At 43.4% G+C, this 16218-nt stretch carries 16 protein-coding genes; 14 read left to right on the top strand and 2 right to left on the bottom strand.

Annotated elements, in window-relative coordinates; genetic code table 11:
• The first annotated feature begins 99 nt into the window (after positions 1 to 99).
• The 5 genes from arsC (at position 100) to ACTQ9S_RS05695 (ending at position 4497) form a co-directional block, all read left to right on the top strand.
• Positions 100 to 507, top strand: coding sequence for an arsenate reductase (glutaredoxin) (arsC, locus tag ACTQ9S_RS05715; RefSeq protein WP_440454290.1), 408 nt, complete (start codon positions 100 to 102; stop codon positions 505 to 507).
• Complete coding sequence (gene arsH / locus ACTQ9S_RS05710; RefSeq protein ID WP_440454288.1) at positions 494 to 1252, top strand: arsenical resistance protein ArsH; 759 nt, start codon at positions 494 to 496, stop codon at positions 1250 to 1252. Before arsC ends, arsH begins: the two co-directional genes overlap by 14 nt.
• A gap of 93 nt (positions 1253 to 1345) precedes the next feature.
• Complete coding sequence (locus ACTQ9S_RS05705; protein WP_440454286.1) at positions 1346 to 2656, top strand: arsenic transporter; 1311 nt, start codon at positions 1346 to 1348, stop codon at positions 2654 to 2656.
• Between the two features lie 54 nt (positions 2657 to 2710).
• Positions 2711 to 3019 (top strand): ArsR/SmtB family transcription factor, encoded by a 309-nt coding sequence (locus ACTQ9S_RS05700; RefSeq protein ID WP_068034893.1) that lies wholly within the window; start codon positions 2711 to 2713, stop codon positions 3017 to 3019.
• A 245-nt stretch (positions 3020 to 3264) separates the two neighbouring features.
• Entirely contained in the window at positions 3265 to 4497 is a 1233-nt protein-coding gene (locus ACTQ9S_RS05695) for an NADH:flavin oxidoreductase/NADH oxidase family protein (protein WP_440454284.1), read from the top strand.
• Positions 4498 to 4521: 24 nt separating this feature from the next.
• On the opposite strand, the gene ACTQ9S_RS05690 is transcribed toward ACTQ9S_RS05695, so the two are convergent.
• Both ACTQ9S_RS05690 and ACTQ9S_RS05685 read right to left on the bottom strand, forming a co-directional pair.
• A complete protein-coding gene (locus tag ACTQ9S_RS05690; RefSeq protein ID WP_440454283.1) occupies positions 4522 to 6120 on the bottom strand; it encodes an ATP-binding protein in 1599 nt (532 codons plus the stop codon).
• Between the two features lies 1 nt (position 6121).
• Positions 6122 to 6883: a heavy metal response regulator transcription factor gene (locus ACTQ9S_RS05685; protein ID WP_440454282.1), complete on the bottom strand. Its 762-nt coding sequence runs from the start codon at positions 6881 to 6883 to the stop codon at positions 6122 to 6124.
• 374 nt (positions 6884 to 7257) lie between these two features.
• On the opposite strand from ACTQ9S_RS05685, the gene ACTQ9S_RS05680 reads away from it, so the two are divergent.
• The 9 genes from ACTQ9S_RS05680 to ACTQ9S_RS05640 all read left to right on the top strand — a co-directional run bounded on the left by ACTQ9S_RS05680 (position 7258) and on the right by ACTQ9S_RS05640 (position 16217).
• Positions 7258 to 7581 (top strand): hypothetical protein, encoded by a 324-nt coding sequence (locus ACTQ9S_RS05680; RefSeq protein ID WP_440454281.1) that lies wholly within the window; start codon positions 7258 to 7260, stop codon positions 7579 to 7581.
• Between the two features lie 208 nt (positions 7582 to 7789).
• Positions 7790 to 8062, top strand: coding sequence for a hypothetical protein (locus ACTQ9S_RS05675; protein ID WP_068326508.1), 273 nt, complete (start codon positions 7790 to 7792; stop codon positions 8060 to 8062).
• A 115-nt stretch (positions 8063 to 8177) separates the two neighbouring features.
• Positions 8178 to 8771: a c-type cytochrome gene (locus ACTQ9S_RS05670; protein ID WP_068326510.1), complete on the top strand. Its 594-nt coding sequence runs from the start codon at positions 8178 to 8180 to the stop codon at positions 8769 to 8771.
• Positions 8772 to 8961: 190 nt separating this feature from the next.
• The gene (locus ACTQ9S_RS05665; RefSeq protein WP_440454279.1) at positions 8962 to 9603 is read left to right on the top strand and encodes a DUF411 domain-containing protein; all 642 of its coding nucleotides are present in this window, start codon (positions 8962 to 8964) and stop codon (positions 9601 to 9603) included.
• A 54-nt stretch (positions 9604 to 9657) separates the two neighbouring features.
• Positions 9658 to 11361: a copper resistance system multicopper oxidase gene (locus ACTQ9S_RS05660; protein WP_440454277.1), complete on the top strand. Its 1704-nt coding sequence runs from the start codon at positions 9658 to 9660 to the stop codon at positions 11359 to 11361.
• Positions 11362 to 11386: 25 nt separating this feature from the next.
• Positions 11387 to 12556, top strand: coding sequence for a copper resistance protein B (locus ACTQ9S_RS05655; protein ID WP_440454276.1), 1170 nt, complete (start codon positions 11387 to 11389; stop codon positions 12554 to 12556).
• A 97-nt stretch (positions 12557 to 12653) separates the two neighbouring features.
• Complete coding sequence (locus tag ACTQ9S_RS05650; protein WP_440454274.1) at positions 12654 to 13130, top strand: DUF305 domain-containing protein; 477 nt, start codon at positions 12654 to 12656, stop codon at positions 13128 to 13130.
• Positions 13131 to 13259: 129 nt separating this feature from the next.
• Positions 13260 to 13439, top strand: coding sequence for a hypothetical protein (locus ACTQ9S_RS05645; protein ID WP_068326526.1), 180 nt, complete (start codon positions 13260 to 13262; stop codon positions 13437 to 13439).
• Between the two features lie 114 nt (positions 13440 to 13553).
• Positions 13554 to 16217: a copper-transporting P-type ATPase gene (locus ACTQ9S_RS05640; RefSeq protein WP_440454272.1), complete on the top strand. Its 2664-nt coding sequence runs from the start codon at positions 13554 to 13556 to the stop codon at positions 16215 to 16217.
• Position 16218 lies beyond the last annotated feature (1 nt).

Genomic DNA, 16218 nt, shown 5'->3' with positions numbered 1-16218 from the left:
CTGATTCAATAATTATCTCTCAATAAATAAATTTTTAATAAACGTCTTCTGAACAAATAGATTCTTAATAACCATACCCAAAAAATAGGTGAGATTGCTATGAAACCATTAATTTTTCATAATCCTAACTGCGGTACTTCTCGTAATACTTTAGCCATCATGAAGGCATCAGGTGAGCAGCCAGAAGTGGTGGAATATCTGAAAAACCCGCCAAGCCGTGATTACTTAGTAGAGCTATTGGCAAAAATGAATATCTCGCCAAGAGAGTTGCTACGCAGTAAAGAAGCCATCAATGATGAGTTGAGCTTAGACAATCCTGAGTTATCTGATGATCAAATTATCGATGCAATGATTGCCCATCCTATTTTAATCAACCGTCCTATCGTGGTCACAGATAAAGGCGCAGCGCTATGCCGACCTTCAGAGCGAGTGTTTGAATTGTTAGAAAATCCAGTGAGCAGCTTTACTAAAGAAGATGGAGAGGTTCTATATCATGGTCAAGGTTAATACATGTCAACCTGATGTAGATGACTTAGCCAATCTAGATGACTTGCCTAATATTGATGCCAGTAAATTACAACCGATTGATATTGAGTCATTGATTGCGCCAAATGACCCACGTCATCCGCCTAAGATACTAGTGCTATACGGGTCGTTACGTGAGCGCTCATTTTCTAGACTGGCGGCTGAAGAGGCAAGCCGACTATTGCTTTGGTATGGCTGTGAGGTACGGATTTTTAATCCATCGGGGTTGCCGCTGCCTGATGATGCTGATAGCGATCATCCAAAGGTACAAGAGCTGCGCGAGCTGGCGCAGTGGTCAGAAGGCATGCTGTGGGTGAGTCCAGAGCGTCACGGCAGCATTACCAGTATTATGAAAGCACAAATCGATTGGATTCCGTTATCACTGGGCGGCGTACGACCAACTCAAGGCAAAACTTTAGCGGTGATGCAAGTGAGCGGTGGCAGCCAAAGCTTTAATACCGTCAATCAGCTGCGTATTCTTGGGCGTTGGATGCGCATGATTACGATCCCAAATCAATCGTCTATCCCGAAAGCTTTTTCAGAATTTAATGACGATAGCCGCATGGACAAGTCACCCTTGTATCTGCGCCTCGTTGATGTCTGTGAGGAGCTGGTGAAGTTTACTTGGCTCACTCGTGGACGCTCAGCCTATCTGACTGATCGCTATTCAGAACGGGTCGAAAACGCTGAAGCAGTATCGCAACGTGTCAATCAAAAATCGATCTAATCTTCTATATATTAAGTCGGCTAAACCAAATCGGCTAAACCAATTCGGTTAAAACAAGCCGGTTAAAAAAGTCAGTTCAAATAAGGTTGCTCCATGCTCGCATTAATTATCTTTATCGTGACTTTAGTTTTGGTGATATGGCAGCCTAAAGGATTGGGCATTGGTTGGAGCGCGATGGGCGGTGCATTGGTCGCCTTAGCTTTTGGTGTGGTGCATTTATCTGATGTTGGTATCGTCTGGGACATTGTTTGGGATGCAACCTTTACTTTTGTGGCGCTTATCATCATCTCAATTATATTAGATAAAGCGGGATTCTTTGGTTGGGCGGCACTACATGTAGCCAGGCTTGGCAATGGGCAAGGGCGGTTATTATTTCCCATGATTGTGATATTGGGCGCGTTTATCTCCGCGTTTTTTGCCAATGATGGCGCTGCATTACTCCTGACACCGATTGTCATCGCTATCTTGCTACGGCTTAAGTTTTCACCGCCATCGGCATTGGCTTTTATCATAGCGACGGGCTTTATTGCTGATACTGCAAGTTTGCCACTAGTGACTTCTAATCTGGTCAATATCGTTAGCGCCAATTATTTTGATATTGGCTTTGGACGTTATGCGGCAGTCATGGTGCCGGTCAATATCGTTTCTGTCATCGCGACATTAGCAGTGCTATGGGTGGTCTATGCGCGCCAAATTCCAAAACACTATTCTATTGCCAGTCTTAGTGCACCCGCATCCGCTATTGAAGATCCGTTGGTTTTTAGGGCAGCTTTTCCGCTATTAGCATTACTACTTGTTGTTTATTTTGCGACTGAATCACTAGGTATTCCTATCTCCTTCGTCACTGGCGCTGCTGCGCTGGTGCTGATGGCTATTGCAGGGCGCTGGTGGCAGGGTGGTCGGGGTGCTGTTATTTCTGTATCTGATGTTGTACGTAAAGCGCCTTGGCAAATCGTGTTGTTTTCAATCGGTATGTACTTGGTGGTTTATGGGTTGGGTAATGCAGGGTTAACGGCTTATGGTGCCCAAATACTTAACTGGTTAGGGCAGCAGGGCAATGTCATCGCTACAGTAGGGACTGGATTTCTTTCAGCGATCGTGGCTTCTATCATGAATAATATGCCATCTACCTTAGTAGGTGCACTGGCTATTGATAGCGCGCAAATACCCGCAGCGACTCGCGAGCTGATGATTTATGCTAATGTGATTGGCAATGATTTGGGACCGAAGTTTACGCCCATCGGTAGCCTTGCGACATTATTATGGCTACATGTATTGGCGGAGAAGGACTATAAAATCAGCTGGGGGCAGTATATGAAAATCGGGCTGCTCATCACACCGCCAGTATTATTAGCCACGCTGTTGGCCTTGGTATTTTGGTTGCCGATGCTACCGAGTTATTGAAATTAGTTTTAATTATCCGTTGACTCTTATCTATATATCGGGATATTATGATTTATGAATATTGAAAATGTAATCTCCGCCCTTAACAACCCTATGCGGCGCAAAATTCTTGAATGGTTGAAAGATAGGTCGAACTTTCCGCCTTCGCTACCAGAGCATGCTGATTTGGACGGTGTTTGTGTTGCGTACATTCAAGAAAAAGCAGGGTTGTCACAATCGACAATCTCAACCTATATGAGTCTTTTAAAGCAGGCTGGTTTGGTCATTGCTGAGCGTCATGGACAATGGACCTTTTATCGACGCAATGAGGTCAATATCCAAGCGTTCATTGATGAGGTTGAGAAAGAGTTGTTAAAGCCTTAATCATTAACATAAGTAATTAGCATATAGGTAAATCACTTTAAAACCGATACAGCGCTACTGGGATGAATTTTTCGCAGCCTCTGTGTTAACAGCAAGCAAGGAAAATTTATACCAGTAACATGTGGCTATTAACGTATCTATTCTATTTCGTACTGATAAAACTAAAGACAATGCATTTAACAGAACCACAGTATTTAACAGACACTTAATATCTAAATATTTCGATATAACGATGGAGAAAGTCGATGAAACAATTACAGACTAAGCATGAACTTTCAAGTTCAGCCAATGTATTAGCCGCTTCACTTGAACTGCCGTGTGGTATGACGCTCAAGAACCGATTAGCAAAGGCCGCAATGTCAGACTCACTTGGTGATGGAAAAGGCAACGCCACTACAGCACAGTCACGGCTCTATGAGCGCTGGGCGGAAGGCGGTGCAGCCTTGTCTCTGATTGGCGAAGTACAGGGCGATCCTCGACATCCTGAAAAACCTGGCAATCTAGTATTAGGACCAACTACTGATCAAAACGCATTGCAATCTTTGGCACGTCGAGGATCTAACGATGGAGCGCATATTTGGCCGCAACTCGGACATGCTGGAGCGTTATCCTATTTGCCTGTCAGTCGGCCTAAGGGTCCATCTGCGTTAGACCTTGAAGGATTGAAGTGTGAGAGCATGTCAGTCGAAGATATTAAGGAGTTACCAAGTATCTACGCAAAGGCTGCGTTAATTGCCAAGGATGCAGGATTTGGTGGTGTGCAGATTCATGCTGGACATGGCTTCCTTTTGAGTCAGTTTTTATCTCCGTTATTCAATCGACGTACGGATGAATATGGCGGATCAATCAAGTCGAGATTTCGCATTGTTCAAGAGATTATAGATACGGTTCGGCAAGCTGTTGGAGACGCGTTTCCGATTGGTATTAAAATCAATTCAACCGATAAGTTGGAAGGTGGATTGACGGAAGACGACGCTATGGAGATGGTTCGATTGCTTGATCAGACGTCTATTGATCTAATCGATATCAGTGGCGGAACTTATTTTCCAGGGGCAGTTGCAAGCTCAGACAGTAATTCAGGTACTGGGCCTTATTTCCTTGATTTTGCAAGCCGTGCGAAAAAAATAACTGCGATTCCAATCATGGCGACTGGTGGCTTTAAGTCACGTCAGCAAGCAATTGATGCTGTCGAAAGCGGTGCTGTAGACATGGTAAGTATAGGACGTGCTATGGCGCTTAATCCACATCTTGCACATGATTGGCTAAGTATTGATGGGGGCGATCCAGAGTTTCCAAGATTCGATACCAATCCTCCAGGCGGTGTGACTGCTTGGTATTCGATGCGACTGACAGCACTTGCAGAAGATAAGGAGGATGAATTCAATTTGAATCTCGAATCTGCTATGAGCATATATGACAAGCGTGATGCAGAACGCTGTGAGGGCTGGTGTAAAACCTTTGATTACTTAAGAGAATAAACTTGGAACCTCTAACTTTGAGTGCTACAAAATTACCTCAACTTGGAAGTAATAATCATCTTTGATAGTAATGCTGACTTTGCCGTTATGGGCGTTGACGATAGCTTGCACAATGGATAATCCCAGACCTGATCCTGCATGCATAGTTGTCGTTCTATGATGACGATGGAAGCGCTCAAATAATTTGTTCGCCTCAGTTTGAGTCAAGGGTTCGTCCAAGCGATTGGTGATGGTTATTTTTAAAGGTGATGGTTTAGAGGTTTGTTTTATTGTTTGCCCTAGATTTTGGATGTCATTGTTTTTCACATTGTTTTTTACACTGCTTTCCACACCGTTTTTTACATTAGATTTTGCGCTATTTACCACGTGATGAGGGGCGATAGAAGTAGTGGCAATCGCAGATGCTGCAATAGTAATTACGCTATCACTAGCCGCATAATAGATGGCATTTGACATTAGATTGGCAAACAATCTTTGCAATAAGCCTTCATCGCCTAGCACTGTGCCAAAGCTGCCCGTTTTTTCAAAAGTTATCTCACGATCTTCCGCTATCATTTCATAGTAGGAGATAAGCTTTGTGATTAGTGACTCGGTATCGACAACGTTGAGTTGGGAGTCATAAAGCCCTTTTTGAGTTTTAGCTAGCAGGAGCATGTTATTAATCAGCGCAGATAATTGCTCAAGCGTGTCATGCTGATGATGCAATTGCTCGATATATTCATTCGTATTCCTAGTCTTGCTAAGCATGACCTGAGTCTGAGTGCCAAGAGTTGCCAACGGGGTACGCAGCTCATGCGCGATGTTATCCGAGAAGCGCGATAGTGATTCAAAGTTACCCTCAAGCTTACTCATCATTAAGTTGTAAGACTCAGCAAGCGGTCGTAGCTCGCGCGGCATATCACTAACGATGACTCGTTCATCCAGCTTTTCAGGGTTGATGCCCTTCATCTTTTGTACGATAGTAGATAAAGGCGCAAAACCCCAGTAGACACTTAATGCTGCGACTGACACCAATAGCAGGGTAATCGCTATCAATATCATACTGAGCTGGCGGTTAAACTGTAATAAATACTGATGATGGACATCAATAGGCAGGGCGATAAGCGCGAGCATTTGATTGTCTTGAATGATAACTGCTCGGTAACTTCTATTATTTATCTCTATGACAAACTGCTGTTCGTGATGGTCTTGCCATAGAGATGACAGGTTAAAATCTGTGGGCAATTCATCGGCAAAACTACTAGGAGTGCTAGACAATAAGCGTCCGTTTTTATCGGCTACGAGCGTCTTTAGATCGTAGTCTAGCCAAGAGGAATGCAGGTGGTCAGCTCCAATTGGTGCTGGCGCTTGTGCTGGTAAAGTGGGCGAGTTCAGCGAAGTTGATGAAGATATTGAAGAGGGTAAAGTTGGAGAAGCCGTTTCTTCGTCGAGATGGGTTACTCGCTTGCGTAGATTAAAGGCGGCGTGAGTAATAATCTCTGAATCCATTTGCTCAAAGTGACCATTTACAGAGCGCTGAACCCAAATGTAAATAACGATTTGAGAGATAACAACGAATATCGTCAGTAAAAAAATTGTCCGCCATAGCAGGGGTAAGCGTCGATTTTCGAAGTTATATTTCATTTTATTTGGCTTCAGTGCTATTGATGGCAACGCTATTCATTGCATTGTCATTGATTGTAGCGCTATCAGTATTCGTATCCGAAGTATTTAAGGCATCCAATCGATAACCCATCCCGCGCACGGTATGAATCAGCTTTATAGCAAACTCGTCATCGATTTTTAGTCGCAGACGTCTTATAGCGACGTCAATGACATTGGTATCACTATCAAAATTCATATCCCATACTTGCGATGCGATGACGGAGCGCGGCAATACCTCACCTTGGCGTTCTAACAAAAACTGCAATAGGGAGAACTCTTTTGCAGTCAGCTTAATGGCGCTGTCGCCTCTATATACGGTGCGCTTGGCAATGTCCATTTTTAGATCTGCTAACTCCATAATAGTACTTTTATAATCAGATTGATTGGCACGGCGCAACAGACTTTTTATCCTGACTATTAATTCTGCAAAGGCGAAAGGCTTGGTTAGATAATCATCTCCGCCGATTTCAATACCTTTGATTTTATCACTCAAATCATCTTTTGCAGTCAAAAATAAGACGGGCGTATGCTTCCCAGCAGCGCGGTAATTGCGTATCAACTCAAAGCCACTGACATCAGGTAGCATCACATCCATTAACACCACGCTGAACTCATCTGTCATCAAGGCATGATAGCCGTCTAGACCAGTCGTATGGTGGTCAACGATGAAGCCAGCCTCGGTTAGCCCCTTTTTTATATACTCTCCAAGCTTTATCTCATCTTCTACCAGTAATACTTTCATAGCCTATCCTTTTTAATGATATTTCTTATATTAATAGCACTTCTTATATTAATAGCGTTTCTTACCACACTTTAATAATTCGTAGCTTGACAGAAGATGCTTGATATAACTGCGCGGGCAAAAAACATAGGTGCCGCCGTGAGTTTTAGCATTTGGTCTTATTGGAGAGTATGACAAGATTGATTTATTTCTAACAAACATGTCATGTATTCGTCATTAAGCTGTCAGTGTCAATTTAGTATCCTTAATCAACGCTAAATAGAAAGCTTTGTCTGCTAGAGATGGCCTTTAGAAGATAAAGTTAACTTCTATAAATAGCTTCACTAACAAACATTCTACTTGAATGCCCAATTATTTATTTTTGAGAGTATTATATGAAAAATTATGGTCTAAAAAGTGCAGCTTTATTATCATTGTCGATGCTTATTGGCATGTCAGCAGCAAATGCTCATACTACCAACCTAAGTGCTTCAATTATCAACAACTGCGATGCGGTTACTAAGTTTGCAAAAAACGCTGATCACAATGATGCGCAAATATCTGATGCTCAAATGAAAAGCTATGTCGATGCCAGAGTAGCCTGTCAGGTTCAGCATCAAGATCAACATCTGCAAGCTGAAAAGTATTTTGTAGACCAGTACGGTAAGGATCGCGACAGTAATGCTAAGGCAATACTAAAGGATTACGTTCAGCATTAAAATCTATAGATGCGAAGATGACAGAATTGTCATCTTAGTGTCATCTGTCAGTCAGAATGAGTAAGTTATCATTTAAACTGATTTAATAGCCTTAGTCTTTGACAACTTTAAGTGACAATATATTCTTTAAGTTTCAATACATTAAAGCTGCATTCAACCCAAACCTACGCTTTATAAGCTGTTAATCAAATCAAACAAGGAATTAATTATGTCACTATTCAAATCAATGCCTAAATCAATCATCGTTACTGCTGTTGCTCTAGTCGTTTCAACGTCTGCTATGGCACATGATCCAAAAATGCATGCTGAAAAGGATCAAATGAACTGTGAAAAGATGGAAAAGCATGTGCAAATGATGGGCAAAATGGATCATAGCAAAATGGATATGAATGACCCTGCTATGAAAGCAATGATGGCTAATATGGGCAAAATGAAACAAATGTACCAAAAACACTGTGTGAGCAGTGACAGTAAGTCTTAAGAATTTCAAATCTAGTCCTGTTAAATATACATCACTATTAGGCAGTTTTATTAAATAAGCAGTTTTGTTAAATGATAGTGATGTATTAACAAAAATGGATTTTTAGGATAAGTATATGAAATTTTTATTGGGGGCACTTTTTACTGTTGTTGTCGCAATTGCTGGTATTTTCATTGTCGTTATCAGTGGCGTCTCAAATGTTGGGGCCGATCAAGAGCATAGTCCTATGGTCTACAATTTCTTGGAGACAGCTCGTAATCGTTCTATAGAAAACGCGAGTAAAGATATCATCGTTCCAGATTTAGAACAGGTGGACATGATTAGCACTGGTGGCGCGGATTACAAAGATATGTGTGCAGGCTGTCATTTGTCTCCTGGGGTAGAAAAGACTGATTTCAGCGAGAGTCTATATCCTAAACCGCCTAACTTTACCAAGACTGATGTTGTTGAACGTTATCAGACGGAAGCGGGTGCACAACAAAGTTTTTGGGCGATTAAACATGGCATCATGGCATCTGGAATGCCAGCATGGGGAGCTTCTCATGATGACGATAGGATGTGGGCAATGGTTGCTTTTATTAGATCATTACCTGAATTGAATGAAAGTCAGTACACCATGCTAACGACTAGGTTAGACGACGATATGTTGGATATGTCATTTGATGGCAATATGGATATGTCGGGCGATGAATCTGGAATGCAGCATTAATTATTTTCAATATTATGGTTTTTAGTATCGTGGTTTTAGTACATGGGTTTTAACACATAGTTTTTGATGTCAAGAATGCAGTACCGAATAGTGCTGCGCTTAACATTTTATAATAGGCCTATGCTACTTTAGATGCAGGGTAAAGTATTTAGAATATCAAATATGTAAACAAACGCTTAGGAGTGGCTTTATGAGACGCTATACCAATATATTTCCTAGTGAACACAACCGGTTATCTGGTCGTGTTCTTTTAGTGATGGTGACATCTTCACTATTATTAGCGGCTTGTAGCCAATCAAATACGAGCGCTTCTGATTCAAAGCCTGTACAACCTGAGCCAACGGTTGCTACACAAACGGCTCAGGTAGTAGAACCACAAGCTGAGCTTACAGCGGTGACGGCTCCTTTGATAAACCAATCAGAGCTTCTTAAAAACGTTTCTGCCACTGTTTATAAAGATGCCAATTGTGGCTGTTGTAAAGAATGGGTAGGTTATGCAGAAGATAATGGTCTAAACGCAACGGCAAACGATGTTGCAGACTTGTCTTTATTCAAAGAGCGTTATGGCGTACCGCCGCAAATGCAGTCTTGCCATACCGCAGTCACCACCGATGGTTATGTCTTTGAAGGCCATGTCCCCGCCAAGCACATGGCCCAATTCTTAAAAAATCCGCCTAGCGATGCTATCGGTCTTGCCGTACCCGGTATGCCAGTCGGTAGCCCTGGTATGGAGTATCAAAACCAATTTATGCCGTATCAAATTATGCAAATCAACAAAGACGGTACGACAAGCGTTTATGCTGATGTTGAGTCGCCGCAGCAGCAATTGTAGTTTTGGTTTGAATAGAGTTAACCACCATCTCGCAGATTAAGTTAGGTCATCATTATGAATAATAAAAACATGCTTAACCGTCGACGTTTTTTGACAGGGTCATCTACGCTACTTGGCGCGTCTATGTTATCGACGTTACCAACCATTGCCAATAGTGCGTTGGGTGCAAATCAAAAAAACGCCGTCATTAACAGTGATAAACCCGAGCATAAAGTACCCATACTGACAGGCAAAGAGTTTGATCTTTATGTCAGCAAAAAACCCATTATTGTTAATGGAAAATCAAGCACGGCGACACTCATTAATAACTCATTACCAGCGCCGACGCTAAAAATGCGTGAGGGTGATACGGTAGTGATACGCGTCCATAACCAGATGAATGAGTCAACCTCTATCCATTGGCATGGTCTGCTAGTGCCGTTTGAAATGGATGGCGTGCCAGGTATTAGTTTTGATGGTATCCCAGCGAATAGCACCTTTACGTATAAATTTACGCTAAAACAATCTGGCACTTATTGGTATCACTCGCACACTGGATTCCAAGAACAAACTGGTATGCGCGGGGCGATTGTCATTGAACCGAAAGGACGCGAACGCCATCCTATCGAGGAAGACCATGTCATTTTACTCAGTGATTGGACGCACCGTGACCCACACAACTTACTGAAACTATTAAAGCAACGGGCCGACTTTGATAATTATCATTTGCCAGATTTCAAGAAGCTGCTGTCCGATATTGCCGCAACAGATCTAAAAGCTGCTTTTGATAAGCGCAAAATGTGGAATCAGATGCGGATGATGCCGACAGATTTTACTGATCTGTCCGGTGAAAAGACCTTTACCTATTTGATGAATGGTAAAACGACAGCGGCTAACTGGACGCAACTTGTCAAGGCTGGACAGCCGGTCAAACTACGTTTTATTAATGGTTCAGCGCAGACGATATTTGATGTACGCATCCCCGGCTTAAAAATGAAAGTCGTCGCGACGGATGGGATTGATGTCAGTCCTGTCGATATCGATGATTTCCGTATTGGGGTGGCCGAGACTTATGATGTCATCGTGACGCCGACTAAAGACGCGCATACCATATTTGCTCAAAACATAGATCGGTCAGGCTACGTTGCGACAACGCTTGCGACCAAAAAAGGCGCTCGTCCTGCGATACCTGCTATGGACAAAATCGAATGGCTGACGATGGCCGACATGATGGGTGCTATGGGCGCTGATGGCTATAAAGCCAAGCATGCTAAGACAGAATATGACTTTAAGTCCGATATGCGCGTTGATAGTCCGCGTATGAACCTTGATGACCCTGGTATTAATCTACGTAACATTGATAGAAAGGTTTTGAATTATAGTCAGTTGCGCTCTGTCGGCGATGAGATAATGGCAGAGCAGCGCAAACCCACCAGAGAGATTGAAATACATCTGACGGGAAACATGGAGCGCTATATTTGGGCTCTAGACGGGGTTATGTTCAAAGATGCCGCACCGGTCAATATTAAGCCCAACGAGCGCGTACGTATTACCTTAGTCAATGACACCATGATGAATCATCCCATGCATTTGCATGGTATGTGGAGCGATCTGCGGATGCCTTCAGGTGAGTTTCAAGTACGTAAGCATACGATAATGGTACAGCCTGCACAAAAGATAAGCTTTGATGTCACCGGAGAAGCTGGCAGATGGGCATGGCATTGTCACTTGCTCTATCACATGGAAGCAGGGATGTTTAGAGAAGTTGCCGTTGTTTAATAAACCTTCGAATATGAGCCTTATTATGAAAATATATAAAGTAGGTCTACCGTTTATTGGCATGTCATCTTTGATGTTATTAATGTCACCTTTAGCAAATGCTGCTGAGATGTCGCACATGGATCATGGCAGTATGGACATGTCTGGTATGGATATGTCAGATATGGACCATAGTGGCATGGATATGTCGGGCAATATGTCAGATATGGACCATAGTGGCATGGATATGTCAGGCGATATGTCAGATATGAATCATAGTGGCATGGATATGTCGGGCGATATGTCAGATATGGATCATAGCGGCATGGATATGTCGGGCGATATGTCTGATATGGATCACAGTGGCATGGATATGTCAGGCGATATGTCTGATATGGATCACAGTGGCATGGATATGTCGGGCGATATGTCAGGTATGGATCATAGTGGCATGGATATGTCGGGCATGGATCATGGCAGTATGGACATGTCAGGGATGCAAGGTGGCGAAGCACCAGCCGATGCTCGAAGCCCTGACTACTCGAACGGTGTTCCCTATGGTCGCTTTGGTAAGCCTGTGATGATGGGTAGCTTACCGTTATGGGGCGTATCAGTAGACGATCTGGGCTATCAGTTCGAGGAGGATCAAATCAATTATGAGTTTGATACGTGGTACGGTACAGACAGCAACCGCGTAACGCTACGTAGCGAAGGTAGTATCCAAACTAAAGACGATAAAGAAATTGATAGTTTAACCTCACTCGCTTACTGGAAGCCACTTAGTATTTTTTGGAATGGGGAAGCCGGTGTTGCTTATGATACCGAAAATGATAAATCTGCCGTGATGGCTGGTATTGCAGGCACTGCACCTTACTTCATCGAAACCGATGCTAGAGCTTATTTATATACTGATGGGCAAGTTCGTCTAGATCTAGGTGCAGAGTACGAGTGGCGCTTAGATCAACATTGGGTAGTGATTCCAGAAGTAGAGCTGACGGCATTTAGCAAAGATGATACGGATAACCATATTACTAAAGGCTTTAATGAGTTTGGGGCTGACGTTAGGCTTACTTACGAGATGTTAAGTCGTCAGCTCGCACCTTATGTGGGTATCAGCTATGAGACCGCTTTAGGCAACGCAAGAGATTTGCGACGTCAAGAAGACGAAGCTGTTGATTCTAGTAGCGTTACAGCTGGTGTGAAATTTTGGTTCTAGTGTTAACCATGTAAGCAAAAAACAGTTTATAACACTAGCTCCAAAAAAAGGCACCTCTTCATTTAGGTGCCTTTTTTACTAAATTAAGGACAAGAATATGAATAACCATATGGATAATAAACAGAAGCAAATGAACCCCTATGTGAAGTTCACCCTGATGATTTTAACATCGACAGTGGTGATGTTTATCATGATGTATTTTAATACTTATCAATGGGATCACGTTTATTTTAGCGAAACCAGAGCTTATATGGCGTTATATATGGGCGCTATGATGGCTATTATCATGCTCGCCTTTATGACCAATATGTATAAAAAGATTAAGGTCAACCTAATGGTTTATGGAATTAGCGTCGTGCTATTTGCCTTTGGTCTATGGGGCGTTAGATCACAACAAACTGTCGATCAAGTGGATTGGATGCAAGCGATGATACCGCATCACTCGATTGCTATTTTAACCAGTTCACGTGCTGATATCGAAGATCCGCGTGTACGTCAGCTTGCTGATGACATTATCGAAGCCCAAAAGCGTGAAATCGATGAGATGCAGCAACTTATTGATGAGTTGGAATAAACAGTCGTAAATTTTGAGCATTTCATATTAGGTGTCATTAAGTAAGCAGCCTATTGAAAGGTATACGTTCACACGCCAGTACTATATCATTACTTATACTAAGGAAATAACAAATAAGGAGTACTTATAATGGTTATTATGATGCACGGTATGATGAATGGGCCTATGGATGGCATGATGAATGGATCGATGATGCATGGTATGAGCTGGGGAATGATGGTTGTCTGTTTAGTATTTGCCCTACTGTTTTTTGCCATATTAGTATTAGTAATTATGTCGCTGCTCAAATATCTGCGTAAACGAGATTGAGTCTTACGCTTAACTAAGTTGTTAAGCGTGTAAAGCAAGAGTAGAGACAACGGCTATTAGCGGTTGATATAAATGATTCAAGATCTCTACTCATGGTCTTCAAGGAGTGGTTTTATGAAACATATTGACGATACAAAGTCTATAGAAGGTGGACAGTACGATAAAGTACCTGCTGGCTATAGTGGCACAATCTATACCTGCCCAATGCATCCCGAAGTCCGAGATATTGAGGATAGTGGCTGTCCAATATGCAACATGGCACTCAAACCTGAAGACCAAGTTGTTAAAGAGGTCGCTGATTCCAAAGACAATGAAGACAGTCATGCGCATTGTCATGGTACGGATACTACTGATAATAGTGCTGAGGTAAAGTCTATCAAAGGCAGCAAGTACGACAAAGTACCCGAAAATTATAACGGTACGGTCTATATTTGTCCTATGCATCCAGAAGTTAGAGATGTTGAAAAGAGCGACTGTCCGATATGCGGTATGTTCCTTAAACCTGAAGACCAAATTGTTAAAGAGGTCGTTGATTCCAAAGACAATGAAGACAGTCATGCGCATTGTCATGGCACAAAAACTACTACTAACAGCACCGATGTAAAATCTATCAAAGGCGGGAAATACGACAAAGTACCAGACGATTATAAGGGTACAGTCTATATCTGCCCGATGCATCCCGAAGTCCGAGACGTTGAAAATAGTGGCTGTCCAATATGCGGCATGGCACTTGAACCAGAAACGGTTACTATTGGCGAAGAAGATACGTCTGAGCTTGACGATATGACCCGTCGATTTTGGGTTTGTACCGTACTCACCATACCGCTATTTTTATACGCGATGAGCGATATGTTCGGGATAAACTTAGATAATATTGGTCAATATGATATCTCAGGCCCCGTCTCGCAGTGGTTGCAATTAGCGCTTGCTACTCCCGTTGTACTGTGGGGCGCCGCGCCGTTCTTCGTTCGAGGCTGGCAGTCTATAAAAAGCCGCAATCTAAATATGTTTACTTTGATTGCGATAGGCGTAGGCGCTGCTTATATTTTTAGTATTATCGCGACCTTTTTCCCGCATATTTTTCCAGACAGTTTCAGAGATAGCGCTGGTCAAGTCGGTGTGTATTATGAAGCGGCAGCTGTCATCGTAACCTTGGTGCTACTTGGTCAAGTGCTGGAGCTAAAAGCCAGAAGTCAGACCTCGGGCGCAATCCGTGCTTTACTTGAGCTCGCACCGCCGACTGCAAGACGTGTCGATGAAAACGGCAACGAAGTCGAAGTCTCACTTGATGAAGTCATCAGTGGTGACCAGCTAAGAGTTAGACCTGGAGAGAAGCTGCCAGTAGACGGTACTGTGCTCGATGGTAATAGCAATGTTGACGAATCAATGGTTACGGGCGAACCCATTCCTGTCTCAAAAGTGCAAGGTGATACGGTCACCGGCGGTACGGTGAACGGCACTGGCACGCTATTGGTCGAAGCGGTCAATGTCGGAGCAGATTCGGTATTATCCAAAATTGTGCAAATGGTCGCCGAAGCCCAGCGCAGCCGTGCCCCTATCCAGCGCCTAGTAGACCAAGTAGCGGGTTGGTTTGTGCCCATTGTCATTGTCAGCTCTATCATAACCTTTATTGTATGGGCGACATTCGGACCTGAGCCGGCTATGGCCTATGCACTGGTCAACGCTATCGCGGTACTCATTATCGCTTGTCCTTGTGCGCTCGGACTTGCAACGCCGATGTCAATCATGGTCGGTACGGGAAAAGGCGCACAAAATGGCGTACTGATCAAAAACGCCGAAGCACTAGAGACGATGGAAAAGGTTGACACTATTGTCGTTGATAAGACTGGAACGCTCACCGCTGGTAAGCCCGAGCTTACCGCAATTGATGCGCTCGCAGGTCAAGATGAAGACGAGTTCCTCGCACTGGTAGCGGCAGTAGAAAGCGCGAGCGAGCATCCTTTAGCAGAAGCTATCGTGAGAGCCGCGCAAGATAGATCACTCATTATTCCTAAAGCTACTGACTTTAATTCGACCACCGGTGAGGGCGTACAAGCCGTAGTCAATGGTAAAAAAGTCGCTATTGGTAACTCAAAGCTTATGGAGAGTTTAAACAGCTTCGATCAGGATTTATCTACTAAAGCCGACGTCCGTAGAAAGGACGGTGAAACGGTAATGTTCGTGGCGATAGATAGTAAAGCTGCTGGTATTATTTCAGTTGCTGATCCTATTAAACCAAGCACCAAAGAAGCTATTTCACTGCTTCATGACGCGGGACTAAAAGTCGTTATGCTAACGGGCGATAACGAAAAAACCGCGCAGGCAGTCGCCAATAAATTAGGTATCGATGAAGTCCATGCCGACGTCTCGCCAGAGGACAAAAACCGCATCGTTAAAGAGATGCAAGACAGCGGTAAATTGGTGGCGATGGCAGGTGACGGTATTAACGACGCGCCCGCACTAGCGCAAGCGAATGTCGGCATTGCTATGGGTACCGGCACTGATGTGGCGATGGAGAGTGCAGGGATTACCCTACTAAAAGGTGATTTGATGGGTATTGCAAAAGCCTATAAGCTTAGCCACGCAACTATGCGCAATATCAGACAGAACCTGTTCTTCGCCTTCATTTACAATGCGCTTGGTGTTCCAATTGCCGCAGGTGTGCTCTATCCCGTATTTGGGCTTCTTCTTAGTCCTATGATAGCAGCGGCAGCTATGAGCTTATCGTCAGTATCGGTGATTGGTAACGCGCTGAGATTGCGTCGTTTGGAGCTGTGAT

The sequence above is a fragment of the Psychrobacter sp. ASPA161_9 genome, assembly GCF_051970275.1.
In the GTDB taxonomy this organism is placed as follows: domain Bacteria; phylum Pseudomonadota; class Gammaproteobacteria; order Pseudomonadales; family Moraxellaceae; genus Psychrobacter.
This window is presented reverse-complemented; position numbering and strand designations above follow the sequence as displayed.

Coding starts and splice junctions, on each gene's coding strand:
- arsC (WP_440454290.1), top strand. CDS start 100: ATGAAACCATTAATTTTTCATAATCCTAACTGCGGTACTTCTCGTAAT.
- arsH (WP_440454288.1), top strand. CDS start 494: ATGGTCAAGGTTAATACATGTCAACCTGATGTAGATGACTTAGCCAAT.
- ACTQ9S_RS05705 (WP_440454286.1), top strand. CDS start 1,346: ATGCTCGCATTAATTATCTTTATCGTGACTTTAGTTTTGGTGATATGG.
- ACTQ9S_RS05700 (WP_068034893.1), top strand. CDS start 2,711: ATGAATATTGAAAATGTAATCTCCGCCCTTAACAACCCTATGCGGCGC.
- ACTQ9S_RS05695 (WP_440454284.1), top strand. CDS start 3,265: ATGAAACAATTACAGACTAAGCATGAACTTTCAAGTTCAGCCAATGTA.
- ACTQ9S_RS05690 (WP_440454283.1), bottom strand. CDS start 6,120: ATGAAATATAACTTCGAAAATCGACGCTTACCCCTGCTATGGCGGACA.
- ACTQ9S_RS05685 (WP_440454282.1), bottom strand. CDS start 6,883: ATGAAAGTATTACTGGTAGAAGATGAGATAAAGCTTGGAGAGTATATA.
- ACTQ9S_RS05680 (WP_440454281.1), top strand. CDS start 7,258: ATGAAAAATTATGGTCTAAAAAGTGCAGCTTTATTATCATTGTCGATG.
- ACTQ9S_RS05675 (WP_068326508.1), top strand. CDS start 7,790: ATGTCACTATTCAAATCAATGCCTAAATCAATCATCGTTACTGCTGTT.
- ACTQ9S_RS05670 (WP_068326510.1), top strand. CDS start 8,178: ATGAAATTTTTATTGGGGGCACTTTTTACTGTTGTTGTCGCAATTGCT.
- ACTQ9S_RS05665 (WP_440454279.1), top strand. CDS start 8,962: ATGAGACGCTATACCAATATATTTCCTAGTGAACACAACCGGTTATCT.
- ACTQ9S_RS05660 (WP_440454277.1), top strand. CDS start 9,658: ATGAATAATAAAAACATGCTTAACCGTCGACGTTTTTTGACAGGGTCA.
- ACTQ9S_RS05655 (WP_440454276.1), top strand. CDS start 11,387: ATGAAAATATATAAAGTAGGTCTACCGTTTATTGGCATGTCATCTTTG.
- ACTQ9S_RS05650 (WP_440454274.1), top strand. CDS start 12,654: ATGAATAACCATATGGATAATAAACAGAAGCAAATGAACCCCTATGTG.
- ACTQ9S_RS05645 (WP_068326526.1), top strand. CDS start 13,260: ATGGTTATTATGATGCACGGTATGATGAATGGGCCTATGGATGGCATG.
- ACTQ9S_RS05640 (WP_440454272.1), top strand. CDS start 13,554: ATGAAACATATTGACGATACAAAGTCTATAGAAGGTGGACAGTACGAT.